The sequence below is a fragment of the Dysgonomonas gadei ATCC BAA-286 genome (assembly GCF_000213555.1).
Lineage (GTDB): Bacteria > Bacteroidota > Bacteroidia > Bacteroidales > Dysgonomonadaceae > Dysgonomonas > Dysgonomonas gadei.
Genome location: NZ_GL891990.1, coordinates 74,625 through 91,663, shown reverse-complemented (window position 1 = coordinate 91,663; position 17,039 = coordinate 74,625). Strand labels below are relative to the sequence as shown.

12 protein-coding genes are annotated in these 17,039 nt (G+C 39.8%); all 12 read right to left on the bottom strand.

All coding sequences use genetic code 11. The features are described from left to right. Positions 1–417: 417 nt before the first annotated feature. The 12 genes from HMPREF9455_RS18210 to HMPREF9455_RS18155 all read right to left on the bottom strand — a co-directional run bounded on the left by HMPREF9455_RS18210 (position 418) and on the right by HMPREF9455_RS18155 (position 16,998). Complete coding sequence (locus HMPREF9455_RS18210; RefSeq protein WP_006801217.1) at positions 418–2,703, bottom strand: copper-translocating P-type ATPase; 2,286 nt, start codon at positions 2,701–2,703, stop codon at positions 418–420. 107 nt (positions 2,704–2,810) lie between these two features. Then, positions 2,811–3,209: a heavy-metal-associated domain-containing protein gene (locus tag HMPREF9455_RS18205; RefSeq protein ID WP_006801216.1), complete on the bottom strand. Its 399-nt coding sequence runs from the start codon at positions 3,207–3,209 to the stop codon at positions 2,811–2,813. A gap of 40 nt (positions 3,210–3,249) precedes the next feature. Then, entirely contained in the window at positions 3,250–3,648 is a 399-nt protein-coding gene (locus tag HMPREF9455_RS18200) for a heavy-metal-associated domain-containing protein (protein ID WP_006801215.1), read from the bottom strand. 48 nt (positions 3,649–3,696) lie between these two features. Further along, positions 3,697–5,370 carry an efflux RND transporter periplasmic adaptor subunit gene (locus HMPREF9455_RS18195; RefSeq protein WP_006801214.1) on the bottom strand — a complete coding sequence of 558 codons (1,674 nt, stop codon included), beginning with the start codon at positions 5,368–5,370 and terminating at the stop codon, positions 3,697–3,699. Continuing rightward, the gene (locus tag HMPREF9455_RS18190; RefSeq protein WP_006801213.1) at positions 5,357–6,862 is read right to left on the bottom strand and encodes a TolC family protein; all 1,506 of its coding nucleotides are present in this window, start codon (positions 6,860–6,862) and stop codon (positions 5,357–5,359) included. The genes HMPREF9455_RS18195 and HMPREF9455_RS18190 overlap by 14 nt, the downstream gene beginning before the upstream one ends. Positions 6,863–6,875: 13 nt before the next feature. After that, positions 6,876–10,700, bottom strand: a complete 3,825-nt coding sequence (locus HMPREF9455_RS18185) for an efflux RND transporter permease subunit (protein WP_006801212.1) — start codon at positions 10,698–10,700, stop codon at positions 6,876–6,878. A 10-nt stretch (positions 10,701–10,710) separates the two neighbouring features. After that, a complete protein-coding gene (locus HMPREF9455_RS18180) occupies positions 10,711–11,127 on the bottom strand; it encodes a rhodanese-like domain-containing protein (protein WP_006801211.1) in 417 nt (138 codons plus the stop codon). 123 nt (positions 11,128–11,250) lie between these two features. Continuing rightward, positions 11,251–11,709, bottom strand: a complete 459-nt coding sequence (locus HMPREF9455_RS18175) for an HYC_CC_PP family protein (RefSeq protein WP_006801210.1) — start codon at positions 11,707–11,709, stop codon at positions 11,251–11,253. Between the two features lie 617 nt (positions 11,710–12,326). Then, complete coding sequence (locus HMPREF9455_RS18170; RefSeq protein ID WP_006801209.1) at positions 12,327–13,382, bottom strand: site-specific integrase; 1,056 nt, start codon at positions 13,380–13,382, stop codon at positions 12,327–12,329. Between the two features lies 1 nt (position 13,383). After that, positions 13,384–14,310, bottom strand: a complete 927-nt coding sequence (locus HMPREF9455_RS18165; protein WP_044216727.1) for a helix-turn-helix domain-containing protein — start codon at positions 14,308–14,310, stop codon at positions 13,384–13,386. A 269-nt stretch (positions 14,311–14,579) separates the two neighbouring features. Then, complete coding sequence (mnmE, locus tag HMPREF9455_RS18160; RefSeq protein WP_006801207.1) at positions 14,580–15,971, bottom strand: tRNA uridine-5-carboxymethylaminomethyl(34) synthesis GTPase MnmE; 1,392 nt, start codon at positions 15,969–15,971, stop codon at positions 14,580–14,582. Positions 15,972–16,302: 331 nt separating this feature from the next. Continuing rightward, positions 16,303–16,998, bottom strand: coding sequence for a helix-turn-helix domain-containing protein (locus HMPREF9455_RS18155; protein ID WP_006801206.1), 696 nt, complete (start codon positions 16,996–16,998; stop codon positions 16,303–16,305). Positions 16,999–17,039 lie beyond the last annotated feature (41 nt).

Genomic DNA, 17,039 nt, shown 5'->3' with positions numbered 1-17,039 from the left:
AGAGAGAACATGCGATATGGATACCTCAGGGGCATCTTAGTTTCCCATCGTTAGATACACAATGTGCTTTGTGAGGCCTGAGATACAGGTATAATGTTTCCCTGCGTAACATCAGTTACTAATTGAACTACAATAGAGCACGAAATCTAATATCTCAAGTTTAATTTCTTTAAAAAACATTTTCATTAAAAATATCATTAGAGTTTAAAGAAAGAAAACAATTTCTCATTTTATTCAGACAATCGCTTAATAGTCTTATTATTGGTTCAGTTTCTTCAATGGAAATTCATCAAAATGATGGTAAAACACACCGACATATATACTACAACTTATCAGGTTATTTCATATGCCGGTGTGACACTTAACAGAATCAAATAAAAACAATTAATATTTCCATCAGGTATGAATAAATGGATTTTATTTCATTCGTAACATCAACGCATTTATTGCAACTATTACTGTACTGACGGACATTAGTACAGCCCCTACGGCAGGACTCAATATAATACCTACAGGAGCGAGAATTCCTGCTGCCAATGGTATAGCGATAATGTTATACCCTGCCCCCCACCATAGATTTTGCACCATTTTTTTTGTTGTGTTTTTTGCAAGTGAAAGAAAATGGATGATATCATATGGATTACTTTTTACCAATACCACGTCTGCTGAATCTATCGCCACATCTGTTCCGGCACCGATTGCCACACCGATATCTGCACGTGCCAATGCCGGGGCATCATTCACTCCGTCACCCACCATCATAACGTTTTTTCCCTTATGCTGGTATTCTGTTATGACCTTCTCTTTATTTTCGGGTAAAAGAGAGGCATATACATCGCTGATTCCCAACTGTCCACCAACAGACTTTGCTGAGGCTTCATTGTCTCCTGTTAACATGACCGGAGTAATTTTTTCATTTTGAAGTTTTTTTACTGTCTGTTTGGCTTCTGGTTTAATTTGATCTCCTTGTGCTATTAAGCCTGCTACATCATCATTTATTAAAAGGTAACTTATGGAATTGCCTTTTTCTGCCAAGTCATTAAACAAGGATTTATCATATGACACTGCATTTTTATCCAGATATGCAGCAGTAACAATTTTTGCATCCTGTCCACTTACAGTACCCGATAAGCCTGTTCCACTTATAAGAGCAACATTTTCGGCCTTTGGTATCTCCAATTTATCTTCTTTGGCTTTATCCAATATACCTACTGCTAATGGATGATTGGAATGTACTTCCATTGCTGCCATTGTTTTTAGTATATCAGCATCACTCCATCTACCCGAAAGACTTTTAACAACGGAAACACGGAAATTACCTTCAGTAAGTGTGCCTGTTTTATCCATGGTTACAACGGATATATCCTTTGCTTTCTCCAATGCGTTGCGGTTACGGATTAGTAAACCATGTGTTGCACCTAAAGATGTAGAGCGAGCTACTACAAGGGGGATAGCCAAGCCTAAAGCGTGTGGACAGGCAATGATAAAGACAGTTACCATCCTTTCCAATGCGATATTAATATCTTTGTCGATAATATACCAAACGATAAATGCAATGATACCTACTATCAATGCTATATAAAAGAGTGCTTTGGCTACTTTATCGGAAATGGATTCCGCTCGTGATTTTTCTTGTTGGGCTTGTCCTACCAATTTCATCACTTGTGCTAGGTAACCTGATTCACCTGTTCCTGTCACTTCTACTACTATTGATCCCGAGCCATTGACCGAGCCACCTATTACGATTGCTCCCTCGCTTTTCTTTATGGCTTTGGCTTCCCCGGTTACCATTGATTCATTAACAGATGTTTCACCGGATATAACTTTCCCGTCAGCAGGCACTTTTTCCCCCGCCTTTACCATTACATGCTGCCCTTCCTGTATTTGTTGAAGAGGGACATCATTAATACTTCCGTCAGGTTGTACCAGATGTGCACTTCCAGGCAACAATTCAGCCATTTTCTGCAATGCGTTTCCTGCATTACCCACAGCCTTCATTTCTATCCAATGACCGAGCAACATAATAACAATTAGTGTCGCCAATTCCCAAAAGAAATCCATTCGGTGACCCGGCACTTGCAGGATGTAATTGGTAACAAAGGCGTACACACTGTATATGTAAGAAACAGTGATACCCATTGAAATCAATGTCATCATAGCCGGATTTTTTGCTTTTAGTTCACTTACAGCTCCAGTGAGGAACGGCCATCCACCGTAAAAATATAGAAACGAAGCTAAGAACAGTACTACCCAATATGAGCCCTCAAACGAAAGGCTAAAAGGTAGTTTCATTCCCATCATAGGGGATAACAGAATAATCGGTATTGCTACGATAAGGGAAATCCAAAATTTCTGTTTAAGATTTCCCATATGAGCCATATGTCCTCCCGCATGATCGTGATTCTGATGTCCATGCCCACTATGGTCATGTCCTTTGTGCATACTGTTCATTTCTGTATGATCCTGATGATTATTATGCGACACGTTTTGAGCATTTTGAGCCATTTCTATAGTATAATTGCCAATTTTCGATAAGGCATCCTGCAATACTTCCGTAGATATATGTTTATCCATACTGATGATGGCTATAGGAGGATCAAGAGTAACAGTTGCATGAATGCCTTCAATAGCATTCAGTGCTTTTTCCACACTTGAACGGAAATGATTACAAGTCATACCGTTTATAATATATGTATGTTCCATGTTTGGCTTCTTTTTATAAGAGGAATGCTCTAATTGAGCATTCCCTTTAAATATAATACTCACTTATCCCGGTCATTTATTCACCGTTTAAATTATTTCTAACAGAATTACCTGTATTTGCAACAGTCGGGTAGGGCATTATACGTTTTTTTATCTGTTTTGTCCTTTTCTGTATCATGTCCCACTTTGGCAACGGCCTTACTTATTGCCTCGATAGATGTTTTCTTTTCGTCAAAGTTAAGATGTAATTCTTTCGTCTTTTTATCCCAAATAGCCGAAGACACACCTTCCACATTTAATGCGGCTGTCTCAATTCGTTTTTTACACATATCGCACTTACCTTCCACTTTGAGCATCGCATGAGATTCTTTCATTTCACTTTTTTCTTTTTGATGATGTCTGGCATGTATGGTATCTTTTTTTTGTAGGCTATCCTGATTGTTAGCAGTCAGGCTGTTTGCTGATAAGAATATTATCACTGTTAAAAATAAAACTATCTTTTTCATTTATTTTTTTATTTTGATTGATTAATTATTCGTATTTCTCTTATTTTCTGTATTTGCAGCAATCGGGCAATGCATCATATGCTGCCTGATCAGCTTTATCCTTATCCGTATCATGTCCTGCTTTGGCAATAGCCTTGCTGATTGCATCCAGATTAGTCTGATGTGGATTGAAGTTCAGATGTAGTTCCTTCTTTTCTATATCCCACATAGCCGAAGATACCCCTTCCACACCTTTTGCAGCAGTTTCTATCCGCTCTTTACACAATTCGCAAAGTCCTTGTACACCCAACATGGCATGTTCATCCTGATGATGTTCTGGGGCTGACTGGGTTGTCGGTTCCGTTTTGGATGTATCGTCACTTGGTGCGCTTTTTGAGTTACAGGCACTAAAAGACAGGATGCCTAATCCCAATACGATGACTAAAATATACTTCTTCATTTTATTCTATTTTTTAATGGTGAATATTCCTTTTTTAGGTTGTTATGTTTATTTCTTGTATTTGCAACAGTCCGGTAGTGCATCATAAACAGCTTTGTCTGCTTTGTACTTGTCTGTATCATGCCCAACTTTGGCTACTGCTTTACTTATAGCATCCACATTGGTTTTTGCCGGATCAAAGTTTAAATGCAGTTGTTTAGACTTCTGATCCCACGAAGCCGATGTTACTCCGCTAACACCTTTAGCAGCTTTCTCGATACGTTCTTTGCATATTTCACAGAGTCCCTGCACATTTATCATAGCATGTTCAGTTTTGGCAGTCATGCTTTGTTTTGAATCTCCCTGCATGGAGGACATATCGTGTCCTTCATGCCCGGTTGATGTTTCGGATTGGTTTGTACCTGATGAGCTTCCCGACATATTATGACCTTCGTGCCCTGTTACGGGACGGGATGCTTCAGCATTCATCATACTACGTTTTCCTTCGAGTTGCGCACTGGCATCAATGGTAAAGGCTCCGTTGGTCACAATCTCATCTCCTTCATTCACACCCGAAAGCACTACATACGAATCGCCAAGTGACGGGCCGAGTTCAATTTCATGTAACATAAATGCCGGAGATTGTGTATTCGGTTGCTTCACATAGACAATCGAACGTTTCCCTGTCCAGAGCACAGATGATTTTGGTATGACAATTTCATTGTTGAATTGTTTCAACGGAGCTTTGATAATGGCATTAGCATACATCTCCGGCTTTAATTGCATGCCGGAGTTGGCTGTTTCTACCCGAATTTTAGCTGTACGGGTCGTTCTATCCAATATCGGATCAATAAAGGATATTCGACCTGAAAATGTTTTGCCGGGCACAGCCTGCAACGTGAAATCAATTTTATCCCCGACTTTAAGGAAAGGCAGATCTACTTCATAGGCATCAAACATAGCCCATACCTGTGACAGGTTAGCAATATCAAAAAGTACACTTCCCTGATTAATATAATCTCCCTGATTCACTTTTTTGCTGACTACAATACCGCCGGTATTGGCTTTTATTTCTACCAATGCAGACACATTTCCTGATTGCTCTATCCTCGCGATCTGTTCATCTGTCAATTTCCACAGGCGCAGTTTTTCCCGTGCCGCCTGAATTAAGGCAGGTTGTACCGATTGCATTTTAGCTGCTTCCAATAATTCCTGCTGCGCACTTAATAATTCAGGGGAATAAATTGTAGCAATCGTTTGTCCTTGCCTAACACTCTCTCCTGTGAAGTTGATAAAGAGTTTTTCAATCCGCCCACTAACATGGGATGTTTGTGATTGAGACAATCGTTCATCAGCTTGTATTGTACCATACAACTGAACATCTTTTATTGGATTTTGGCGGCTGATAACGGTTGTTTGTATATTAGCCAGTGCCACAGCTTCCTTAGACAGTTGAATCGCACTCGGGTCAACAGCTTCGTCTCCGCTACCGGATGTTTTCAACGGTATCAGATCCATACCGCAAATAGGGCATTTACCCGGTTTGTTTTGTCTTATCTGAGGGTGCATGGCACAAGTCCAAATTTGTTCCGCACCCTCTTCGTGAACATGCTCAGATGATTCATTCTGATTATTGGATGAAGCTCCGAATATCAGCCAGCCGATAAACAGCCCGGCAATGAGTATCAATCCGTACTTGATATAATTATTATTAATAATCTTTTTTAATTTATTCGTTTCCATAATATATGCTGTTTACGTTTTGTTCAGTATCCTTAAATGAAATCAGTTTTTGAATAGATGCCACCATTGTATTGTAACTTGCGACTGCCTCGGCTTTTTTGAGTTGATAATCCAACAGTTGCCGTTGAACCTGTATAACATTGGTTAGATCGCTTTTTCCAACAACAAACTCCTGTACGACCAAATTATAGGTTGTTTCAGCAAGGTCTGACTGTTTTTTATATAGCGAAATTTTACGGGAAGCATCATCCAGCAGGTGTTTTGTCTTATACAATTCCGACTCCAGTACATTGTACGTATTGGTATATTTCTCTTTACTGGCTTGCCACCAGAATTTACTTTCACGCTGTTGAGCCTTGTACTTGTTACGATAGAGGGGGATACTAACGGAAACCATTGGCATAATCATATCCTTTCCGTTCATATCGCCCATTCCGAACATCGGATCGCTTGTTTTCTTATTAAGCATATATTGCACACCTATACCGAACATCGGATAACTCATCTTTTTATCCATTTCTGCTTTAGCTTTGTAAGCAAGCCCTTCTTCGGTAATCATGTTCAACATAGGGTTCTGATCGTTGATCTTTGTCATAGCAGTTTCGGGATCGAATAGGAATGGAAGTTGCTCAAAGGTTTCGGGTATCTGTATTTCGCTGAGAGCGGAGCGGTTCAGTAAAGCGTTGAACTTTGCTTTTTCCGCTTTTATTTCCGAAAGAATGCTCTCTATATTATTATCCAATTCAGCTATTTCCAACTGGATACGCAGCACATCAGACATACCGCCGGAAGCTGTACCACTCATGCCTGATGTCATACCACCACCGGAGCTGCCCATCGAAGACATACCTGCATTTTGAGCAGTTGGCTGAGAGCCACCACTACTTCCCATTGAGGACATGGATGACATACCACTTCCTCCTGCCGGAGGCGTACTGGTTGGTGGGGGCGGGGATGAAATTGAATATCCTGAACCTGAACCTGCTGATGGCGATGAAAACTTACGTAACGCCAGTTGTTCCAATTGAGTCAGCAGGGCTTTGTTATCCCTGTTGTTCATCAGTTTTTGTTGTAAGCTGCAAAGTAGATACCATTGGGTATAAACTTCCAGATAAAGGTTATCCCTTGTTTCACGGAATTTCTCAAACGACATTTTTGCCATGTGGGTGGCTTCGGTCTGTGCCGCTTTCTTTGTACCAAACCAAGGGAACATCTGCATCAGTTTGAACTCGGCAACCTGTTTCCCTCCGATAATATCCATCGGTTCAAGGAAAAAGCCCATTTCAAGTTCGGGATCTGCATAAGCTCCTGCTTGTGGTATTTTTTGCAGAGATGCCTTATAAACCATAAAATCCGCTTTAACTCCGGGGTTATTAAAGGCAGCTATTTTGAGGTAATGGCTGAGTGAATCAGCGGTTTGTGCTGAAACTGAACCGGTGCCCATTATCATCAACAACAGCATTGTTAAATATTTGATTCTTATTGTTGTCATAATACGATTTGTTTTATTCTTTAATCTTACCGTGTTTCTTTATCGCCGATTCACGCCACCAGCATTGAAACACCGGAACTACGAACATGGTCATCGACTGGATAAGCATCCCTCCGAAAGTAGGAATGGCCATCGGAACCATAATGTCCGCTCCCTTACCTGTCGATGTCAATACGGGAAGTAATGCGATGAGTGCGGTTGCCGTAGTCATAGCGGCAGGGCGTACACGCCTTAATCCGGCGTGAACTACAGCCTCTCTGATTTCATCTTTGGTATGTGGGTCGCGTTCGAGGAAAGTATCATGGATATATGTACCCATCAGCACCCCATCATTGGTAGCGATGCCGAATAAAGCTATAAATCCTACCCAAACAGCAATACTCAGGTTTATCTGATGCATTTGGAACAGGTCGCGCATATTCATATCCCCAATAGAGAAGTTCATAAACCAAGGCTCTCCATAAAGCCACAACAGGATAAATCCTCCGGCAAAGGCTACGATTACCCCGGAAAAGTGGATCAATGATGCTGTAACAGTCTTAAACTGAAAATACAATATCAACAAGATAGCCAGCAAACTTAATGGTATAACAACCAATAGTCGGTTAGCAGCCCTTTTCTGTTGTTCATAATTTCCAGCAAACTTATAAGATACACCTTTGGGCAATTCTAACTGTCCGGACGCTATTTTATCTTTAAGTATCTTGTCAGCTTCTTTAACAACATCTACTTCGGCTTTTCCGGCTACTTTGTCAAAGATTACATAGCCTAATAGAAAGGTGTTTTCACTCTGGATCATTTGCGCTCCCTTGGTATATTCTATATCTGCTACTTCCTTTAAAGGAATCTGAGCTCCGGTTGCTGTTGGCACAATCAGTTTAGCCAGTTCTTCGGGGTTATCCCTCAATTCCCTCGGATACCTTAAACGCACAGGAAAGCGTTCACGTCCTTCTACAGTTGTGGTCAAAGGCATTCCTCCCACTGCTGCACTGATTACATCTTGTAAATCAGCCACGGTAATGCCATAACGTGCCATATTCTGACGGTTTAATTTTATTTCAATATAGGGTGCTCCGACGGCACGGTCATAGAACACAGTAGATGAAAGTATAGACGGAATATCTTTCAAGGCTGCTTCCAATGCTTTTCCTCCTTGCTCAATGGATTCCAGATCGGGCCCTGATACTTTCAATCCCATCGGTGCGCGCATACCTGTCGAAAGCATCACCAATCGGGCTTCTATCGGTTGTAGTTTAGGCGAGGATGTAAGTCCCGGCATGTGAGAAACATTTACGATTTCCTGCCATATATCATCCGTTTTTTTGATATGGGGACGCCACTGACGAAAATAATCGCCCTTGCTGTCCGTGATAAGACTATCGGCAGGTAACAGGCGAAAACCATCTTTCGGATTATAAGCGCCTCCACCTTTTAAAAGGAACTCACCATTACGGTTTACTTTAAATCGTTGCCTGTGTCCATTTTCGTCCAGAATATATTCACTACGATAGTTAATTGTGTTTTCAAACATTTGGGTTGGAGCAGGGTCGAGTGCCGAATTGACACGTCCCCACTTACCTACGGTTAGATCCACTTCGGGAATATTGGAAATGCGTTTATCCAGTGTTTCAATAAATTGTAAATTCTGCTCTATACCCGTATGAGGCATACTCGTTGGCATCAAAAGGAACGAGCCTTCATTCAGACTTGGCATAAACTCTTCACCAATACCGGGGAAACGTTCACTTGAAGCCTGCCAGAAAGCAGTTTGTCTAAAACTCTTCCAGCCCACAGTTTCAAAACCTTTAGCCACAAAACCGAATGTTGTATCAAATCCCAACCATATCATAATACCGAAGAATACGGTAACTAATGGTATAAGCATAAACTTCCATCGATGTGCCAAGCACCAACGTAATATGCGTTCGTAATAAATTACCAATATCCATAGTAAGGCTAAGATTATACTTATCGCTACAAGGACGAATATTAAGTTTAAAAAGAATCCTTCCTGCGGGCCGATAGGTAGCCACTCGATTGTTAAATAATAGACAGCTACCAGAATTGCAATGCCAATATTGATATAAGTAGGTATCTTCTTATTCGTCCATCGGTAAGCAAGGAAGTTATTCAGTCCAAATAAAGTGAGAGCCAGGGCTGCCAATACTCCCGTAAAGACAAACAACAGGATACCTCCAGCTATCAGGACAATATTAGTAATTTTTCGTACCTGGGCAGAAGTCACTTTAATGGAAAATACATAATAAGCCAGTGTCGGCAACAGACTTAGTCCCAGTAGTAATGCCGATATCAATGCAAAAGTTTTTGTAAATGCTAACGGATGGAATAATTTCCCCTCCTGCGCCTGCATGGCGAAGACAGGCAGGAAGCTCACAATGGTAGTAAGCATTGCTGTCGTGATAGCACCTGAAACTTCGCTGACGCTTTTATGTATCAGGTTTGTAAAGGCTTTCCCTTTGGAAATGCCTTCATTTTCGGGCATCTCCATATGCCGGATTATATTTTCGACAAAGACAACTCCGACATCAATCATGACCCCGATAGCGATGGCAATACCCGACAGCGCGACAATATTGGCTTCGACACCCGTATAACGCATGATGATAAAGGTGGCCAGCACCGTTATAGGGAGCATGGAGGAAATCACAACCGATGCCCGTAGGTTGAAGACTAATACTATTACTACAATTATACAGATCAGTATCTCATGAGAAAGGGCTGTTTCCAGTGTACCGATAGTTTCCTGTATCAGTCCAGACCTGTCATAGAAAGGTACAACAGTAACTTTTGACACGGTACCATCCGCCAGTGTTTTCTGAGGAAGCCCTGCTTCCATTTCTTGTATTTTAGCTTTTACATTGTCAATGACCTGCATCGGGTTTGAGCCGTAACGGGCAACCACAACGCCACCAACTGCTTCGACACCTTCTTTATCCAGACCTCCACGACGGGTAGCCGGGCCCAGATTAACAAAAGCGACATCTTTAATTTTAACGGGTACTCCATTGCGGACAGTAATAACCGCTTCTTCCAGATCGGAAACATTCTTTATATACCCCAATCCCCTGACAAGATATTCAGCCTTATTGATTTCCACTGTTTCCGCACCTATGTCCAGATTGCTCTTTTGTACGGCATTCATCACATCCATGATGGAAACATTAAAGGCACGCATAGCATTAGGATTTATCTCTACCTGATATTCTTTCACAAAACCGCCGATAGATGCTACTTCGGATACTCCTTCGGCTGCTGAAATCGAATATTTGGCATAAAAGTCCTGAATAGTTCGTAACTCATCTGGGTTCCATCCGCCGGTTGGCTCCCCTGTTTCGGGGTTACGTCCTTCAAGGGTGTACCAGAATATTTGTCCTAAAGCAGTGGCATCTGGCCCCAAGCTGGGCTGTACCCCTTCTGGTAATGTTCCCGCAGGTAGGGAGTTCAGCTTTTCTAATACTCTGGAACGACTCCAATAAAATTCGATGTTGTCGTCAAAAATGATATATATAAACGACATACCGAACATAGAAGTACTACGGATGGTTTTCACTCCGGGTATTCCCAGCAGTGAAGTAGATAACGGATACGTAATTTGTTCCTGAATATCCTTTGGTGAACGTCCCATCCATTCAGTAGCTACAATTTGCTGATTTTCTCCTATATCAGGAATAGCGTCCACAGGGACAGGATCGCGTGGCAATACGCCACCATGCCAGTTGAATGGAGCTGTAGATAGTCCCCAAACAATGATGATAACAAGTAGTAACAATGTTATAACTCTGTTATCGAGAAAATACTTGATGATTCTGTTAAGCATAGTAATATTTTTATTTATCCGTCAATAATATATTAAGGTTTTCCCATTTTCCTCCGTCATATACATTTATAAACCCCTGATGTGTTAAAAATGTTTTAGCTTCTTTACTTCTTTTACCACTACGGCAAACTATAACAATAGCTTCTTTCTTTTGTAGGGAAAAAACAGAATCATTTAATTTGTCCAGCGGAATATTAATAGAATTTCTTATATGACCTTCATTATACTCTTGTTCTGTACGAACATCAAGTATAATAGCAGATTTATCCTCTATCAGATGTTTGACAAGGGTGTATTGAGGGGATGAGGGTTGAGAGACTGTTGAATCAATCGGAACTGTCTCCGTATTATAATGAGTATATACGGGACGTCCTGTGATATAGCCGGTGGACATAGCTATACCAATCAGAAAATAAAATGGTTTCATTGTTCTTTGATTTGATAAACATTTGTAAATCTTTGTTTTTAGATTTAAACAATTTAACGTACATCCGGTTTTGGATATACACAAAATTCAAACCAATGGCAGGGTAGCCACGGATTTATCAAATCAAATACGGTAGATGCAAATATAGGTCAGAAGGTCTATGTTGTGTAAACTAAAACCTCCTGGCGGAAAGTATTGACTGGTTTTAGTTACACCCTCATTCTCTGTTGGTATAAGCAAATTAAGAGCCAACCATACATTTTCATATGACGGCAATATATTGCTTAGGTTAAATTGCTGAACCTGATGCTGATAGTCGTCCGTTGAGAGTTCAACCTTTTGAATGTCACAGCAATTTTCATGGGATGGCATTATGTTATCCTCCTGTGTGTTTGAAGTAGTATGGCAGGCATTGTCATCCTGTTGTGGCATTTCCATATCTTCACAGCAGGACTTCTCTATTTCATTGTCCAAAACTCCAAAGGAATATAATTCTCCTGCACAATAATGCATAGCTATCACAGGATGAGCTCCAATGATCAGCATTAATAGCAACAGAAATATTGATATAACCTTCTTCATTTTATTACTGTAAAAATTCACTTATAAAATAAGCTATTGGCAAAGGTAGATATTTATTTTTATATTAACACAAAAAAAATACAATTTTATCCATGTTAGTTTTTAGATATCCAAATTGGATTTTATCATTATACTGCACAAAGATAGAAACACCCAACATGAAGTTACCGTCATTTTTAACAATCAACTTTAAGCATACCTAAATCTCATAATTTAATCTTTGCTATTTCCCATTTTAGTTTTTTGTCCTGTCCTGGAAATAATGGAATATCATGCTCCGAAATATTGGAATATCCTAAAAACACATTATACAGTGATAACACAGACATTGAACAGTTGTCTCTATTTTTGGAAATTACCAGTTCGTTTAGCAAACATTTATTATATTTATATCAAACGACATCAAACCCCTATTCATATATTTTTATTAATTCAAGGGTAAATATTCCGTACAAGCTCTTTTGGGTATTGAATTTGAATTATCATTAGCTATAAAATTTTATAGCAAGAAATTAATAAATACAATAAATCAGATAAATAAATTTGAGAATATTGGCAATATAAGGATTATTTAGTATTTTCACGCTAAGTTAAGTCGCTCTTTAATAGTAAGGGAATTAAGCATATCTAAGAACCAAGTTGGTTTCTAGATCGTTACCTATTGAAAAATAGCACATGCGCAATTTGTTGATTAATAGTCTATAAGACTTTCTTTTGTGTCTTGCTGTGTGGAATGTAATGTGTTTTGTTATCCCCGCACTGGCAACCCATGCTTTTAAAGGTTGCTGAGTCATGCTTCGTTGTAGACCTCTAAAGACTTTTCCTTTTCCTCGTTTGCCACATAAATCCAAAGCCTCATCACTAATCGGCAAGGTTGTTTCTGTTTCAGTCTTTTCAGTTCGCAATCGCATGCAATAACCTCCATCCGAAGCCGGCTCTATTTCTTTCCAATCGAGTTTCAATATATCACTGATTCGCAATCCGGTCATGCAGGAGAACAAAGAAGCAGTTTTCAATATCGGGTAATCATCGCATGGGGTGTTGGCTAGCAACTTGACTTCATCTAGAGTAAGGTATTCTTTCTTTACGTCAGTTGTTTCTATTGAATCAAGAAAGTCATTCAGATTCTCTCTAAAAAACTTCTCTTTATAGGCTACCTTCAATAATCCTCTGAAAGTAGAGAAATATCCGGATGCTGAATTCTGCGATATCCGATAATTCTTGTTTTTCAATTGCCTTGCATCCTGTAGATAATCTCTAAACCGATTGCATAGATCTACAGTTACTTGTCCGAAAGTACATTTGCCTTTGACGAAGTTAGAAAAATGTAGATACACTTTCATCCATTTCTGATCCTTCTTTTCCGCCTTCGTTTTGAAGTAAATAAGAAAATCCGCCTTCGCTTTATTCTTATCTAAAAATCCAAATTCCTCATTAATGATGGATTGTACCCTTATACTTCTGATGGCTTCAGCTTTCATCAACATTTCGTTGTTGAATTCTTTTTCGAATTCATTTCTAGGCTTTGCATAAATGTAAATACCCAAATACTCACGCCGTGTCATCTTCATGGAGTGAGTATCACGAATTGCAGGGTAGTAGTCTAAATAGAGGCTTATCCTTCCTCTTGTTACATCTCGTTGTCTGAGATGAACTCTCGTCAGTGTTGCCATATTATTGTGTTATTTGAGGGTTAAACAATTTGTCGAGTTCAGGCTTCGATATCTTAATGTATCGACCATCTTTCATTTTGGGTATATCATGATACTTTATATAATGGTATAGTGCATCACGAGTCAGATTGTATTTTTCCATAGCTTCTTCTACTGAATAATATTCAGGCTCCTTGGGTTTTTCATATCCCTTTGCTACATCGAAATCATGTTTGGAGTATAAAACCATTCGCCCATCCTTCTTCTTGGGTATTTGATTCTCTGAGACAAAGCTGTATATTGCATTGAGAGTCAACCCATACTTTTCCATAATATCCGCAACTGTGTACCATTCTCTAATATCCTGATAATCATTAATGCCTTTCTTTTCAAAATATTTATCAATGTGCTTCTTGCTAAAATAGGATTTTCCCCGAATCAGAGTTTTAGGTATATCATTCTCTCTGGCTACTTTGAATAGCCAGGATTCTTTAATATTGAATTTTTCTTTGATCTCAGCTACTGTATAGAATTCGGTGAGCGGTTTTGCTTCGACACTCGGCCTGGCCTTTGACTCGTATTTTTCGGCATTATCAAACATCGCATCAATATCTGAACGACGAATAAAAGTTTTGCCATCCATCCGGATTCCTTTTAATTGTCCGCGATGTAGATAGCGATAAACAGTGGTCCTCTCAATACTTAATAGAAAAGCTGTTTCTACCACTGACAGAAACTCTTTATCCTGAATTTCTTCGAAGCGTTCACTGATCCGTTCTATCTCCTGCATAACAGCATAATTGAGACCTACCACCTTTCTCTTCTTCTTATCTTCTTTATAAGCCCTCGAGTTACATTGGTGAGAACAATACCGGGTCGTAGTTCTCTGTGCTACGAATCTTTTTCCGCAGTACTCACATTTTTTTATGATCTCTAATTTATTACTCATAATTCTATCCTCTAACTTCGCTAAAATCTGTTGCCTCATGTTGCACTTTGTCTCACAACGTTGCTTTATGTTGCAAATATGCATAATCTGTGTTATTAATCCAAACGAGAGTGCAATTTTTCCGATGATCGGTACAAAAATGACATAAATATCATCAAAACAACTATAATTATTGATTAGCAAAGATAGAATAGAGAAAAAGAAAAGCCACCATAAAATGGTGACTTTGTGATGATTGATAATTATTTTCGATTAATATTGATCACTTATCATTTTCCGATACAAAACTTACCAAATATATTCCCCAATATCTCATCAGTAGATATCTGTCCAGTTATCTCACCCAGATAATGCATACATTCCCGAATATCCTGAGATAAAAAATCCCCGGATAGATGTAACTCCAGCCCTTCCCCTACTCTCTTTATAGCAGTTAATGCATTCTCCAACGCTGCATAATGGCGCATATTAGTTACAATAATATCCTGCTCTCCTATTTCCGGGATATTAGCCGCTTTCACAAGCAAGCTCTCCAAGTCATTCGTTCCCTGTTCATATTTTGCTGAAATGAAAATACGATCCGGAATCTCTTCCTTAAGTAGTCTCTCTTTATTATCTTTTCTCTCGGCAGAAATCATGTCAACCTTATTGAACACCAAAATCAACTTCTGATTCTTTATAGCAGGTAATATCTTTTCAGCCAAATCCCGGATATGCTCATCCGCTGTTCCTACATCCGTTATCCACAGTATAATATTGGCTTGCTCTATCTTTTTGAATGTACGTTCTATCCCGATACTCTCTATCTCGTCAGTTGTATCACGTATCCCGGCGGTATCGATCAGGCGGAATGTCAGCCCTTGTATATTAATAGTATCCTCTATCACATCACGGGTTGTACCATGTATATCCGAAACAATTGCTTTCTCTTCATGTAACAACAGATTCAAAAGAGTTGACTTTCCCGCATTCGTCTCACCTATGATAGCTACAGGAATACCATTCTTCACAGCATTTCCCAATTCGAAAGATTCTGCCAGTTTCCTTATATGCAGTTCAATATCATAAGCCGTTTCTTTTAGTCGCTCCCTGTTCGCAAATTCAACATCTTCCTCCGAGAAGTCAAGCTCCAGTTCGATCAGGGATGCAAAATTCAGGAGCTCAGTACGCAGCTCAATTAATTTATTACTAAATCCTCCGCGCATTTGGTTCATAGCCAGTCTGTGCGTGGCAGCCGACGACGATGCAATCAGGTCTGCGACAGACTCAGCTTGCGACAGATCCATCTTACCATTCAGAAAGGCCCGTTGTGTAAATTCTCCGGGTTGAGCCAAAGCAGCACCTTTGGATATCAACAACTGCAAAATATTTTGCTGTATATAAACAGAACCATGACAGGAGATTTCTACAACATCTTCACCGGTAAACGAATGCGGTGCTTTGAAAACACTAATCAGCACCTCATCCAATACAGTACTATCCTTTATTATGTACCCGAAATGGATTGTATTTGCCTTTTGCTCTCCAAGTTTTTTATTTCCAAGTGGCTTGAAAACGAACTCTGTCAACTCAATACACCCTTTCCCGGATAAACGAATAATGGCTATACCTCCCACACCGGCCGGAGTGGATATTGCTGCTATAATATTATTTTCCTGCATATTTTGTTCTCTCAAGTTATCTCCTCAAAGTTACACTGTTTCTGTTACATAAAAAATTAATCATCTCCCGAAGAGTAAAAAAGTAACAAAGGTAACAGGGAAAACAATTAAGAATGAAGAATGAAAAATTAATAATTAGCTTATCGTGTTGAGCAGAGCAGGGTATCCTGTTTATAAAAAACTCCGTGTTACTCCGTTTACTCCGTGGTTAAAAATAAAAGGTAACAGGTTTTTCATTCAATTGTTATCAGTTAGCAACTTGTATCTCGTGTCTTGTCTACCCCCGTATCTCATATAACTTTTAACTTATTACTCATTACTTACTACTTCCTCAATCTGTCCTCGATGTGTATCCCGGAGGCAGAAACGGATAAAGATTCACCTTGGACTTCTCCACCGGAGCGTCAGATTGTTGAGCAACAGCTGACTCTTCCTTGACTTTATCTTGCCCATTTTTCACTTTTAATTCTTCACTTTTCACTTTTAGTTCTTCTTCCAGTTTCCTGTCCACGGCCGCCACTACCTCCGCATTGAGCGAGCCGCCCGAACGGAAGCCATTCTCCTGTAAAATCATCAGTTGCCGTTTGGTTTCTTCATCCTGTACTTCGATGACCAGCGGACGGCGCTCCGATGCAAGTAACCGGTCTTTGTCTTTTTTCCTTTCCTCCCGGTCGAGTACATACTTTATCGCACGGATACTCGGCGGACAGAATTTCTTTTCCACCACACGGCATTTCTCCACATCGTTCAGCGGATCGTTCTTATCGGGGACATAGGTGACCTTCTCTTTTTTCTGCACGTAGCCCTCGAGCAGTTGTTTCAGTCCGATACGTGCCGAGGCTATCATCACGTCTTCCCGGTGGTCGATGGCTTCTTCTACTGCTTCTTTAAACCCGGGCTTTTCTTTTTTCCATTCGTAAAATGTTTTACGGCTGATTTTAAATGATTTGCAGATTTCTGATATGCTGCACAAGTCCTGCTCTATCATCCGGATAATCTCTGTTGCGATCTTTTCTTTATACTTCATAAGATACTTAAATATTAATGTTTAATAATTAGTTTCTTGTA

What these genes read in the sequence shown, in the direction of transcription:
- HMPREF9455_RS18185 (WP_006801212.1), bottom strand. Translation starts at nt 10,700, where the DNA reads ATGCTTAACAGAATCATCAAGTATTTTCTCGATAACAGAGTTATAACA.
- HMPREF9455_RS18190 (WP_006801213.1), bottom strand. Translation starts at nt 6,862, where the DNA reads ATGACAACAATAAGAATCAAATATTTAACAATGCTGTTGTTGATGATA.
- HMPREF9455_RS18200 (WP_006801215.1), bottom strand. Translation starts at nt 3,648, where the DNA reads ATGAAGAAGTATATTTTAGTCATCGTATTGGGATTAGGCATCCTGTCT.
- HMPREF9455_RS18205 (WP_006801216.1), bottom strand. Translation starts at nt 3,209, where the DNA reads ATGAAAAAGATAGTTTTATTTTTAACAGTGATAATATTCTTATCAGCA.
- HMPREF9455_RS18175 (WP_006801210.1), bottom strand. Translation starts at nt 11,709, where the DNA reads ATGAAGAAGGTTATATCAATATTTCTGTTGCTATTAATGCTGATCATT.
- mnmE (WP_006801207.1), bottom strand. Translation starts at nt 15,971, where the DNA reads ATGCAGGAAAATAATATTATAGCAGCAATATCCACTCCGGCCGGTGTG.
- HMPREF9455_RS18210 (WP_006801217.1), bottom strand. Translation starts at nt 2,703, where the DNA reads ATGGAACATACATATATTATAAACGGTATGACTTGTAATCATTTCCGT.
- HMPREF9455_RS18180 (WP_006801211.1), bottom strand. Translation starts at nt 11,127, where the DNA reads ATGAAACCATTTTATTTTCTGATTGGTATAGCTATGTCCACCGGCTAT.
- HMPREF9455_RS18155 (WP_006801206.1), bottom strand. Translation starts at nt 16,998, where the DNA reads ATGAAGTATAAAGAAAAGATCGCAACAGAGATTATCCGGATGATAGAG.
- HMPREF9455_RS18165 (WP_044216727.1), bottom strand. Translation starts at nt 14,310, where the DNA reads ATGAGTAATAAATTAGAGATCATAAAAAAATGTGAGTACTGCGGAAAA.
- HMPREF9455_RS18195 (WP_006801214.1), bottom strand. Translation starts at nt 5,370, where the DNA reads ATGGAAACGAATAAATTAAAAAAGATTATTAATAATAATTATATCAAG.
- HMPREF9455_RS18170 (WP_006801209.1), bottom strand. Translation starts at nt 13,382, where the DNA reads ATGGCAACACTGACGAGAGTTCATCTCAGACAACGAGATGTAACAAGA.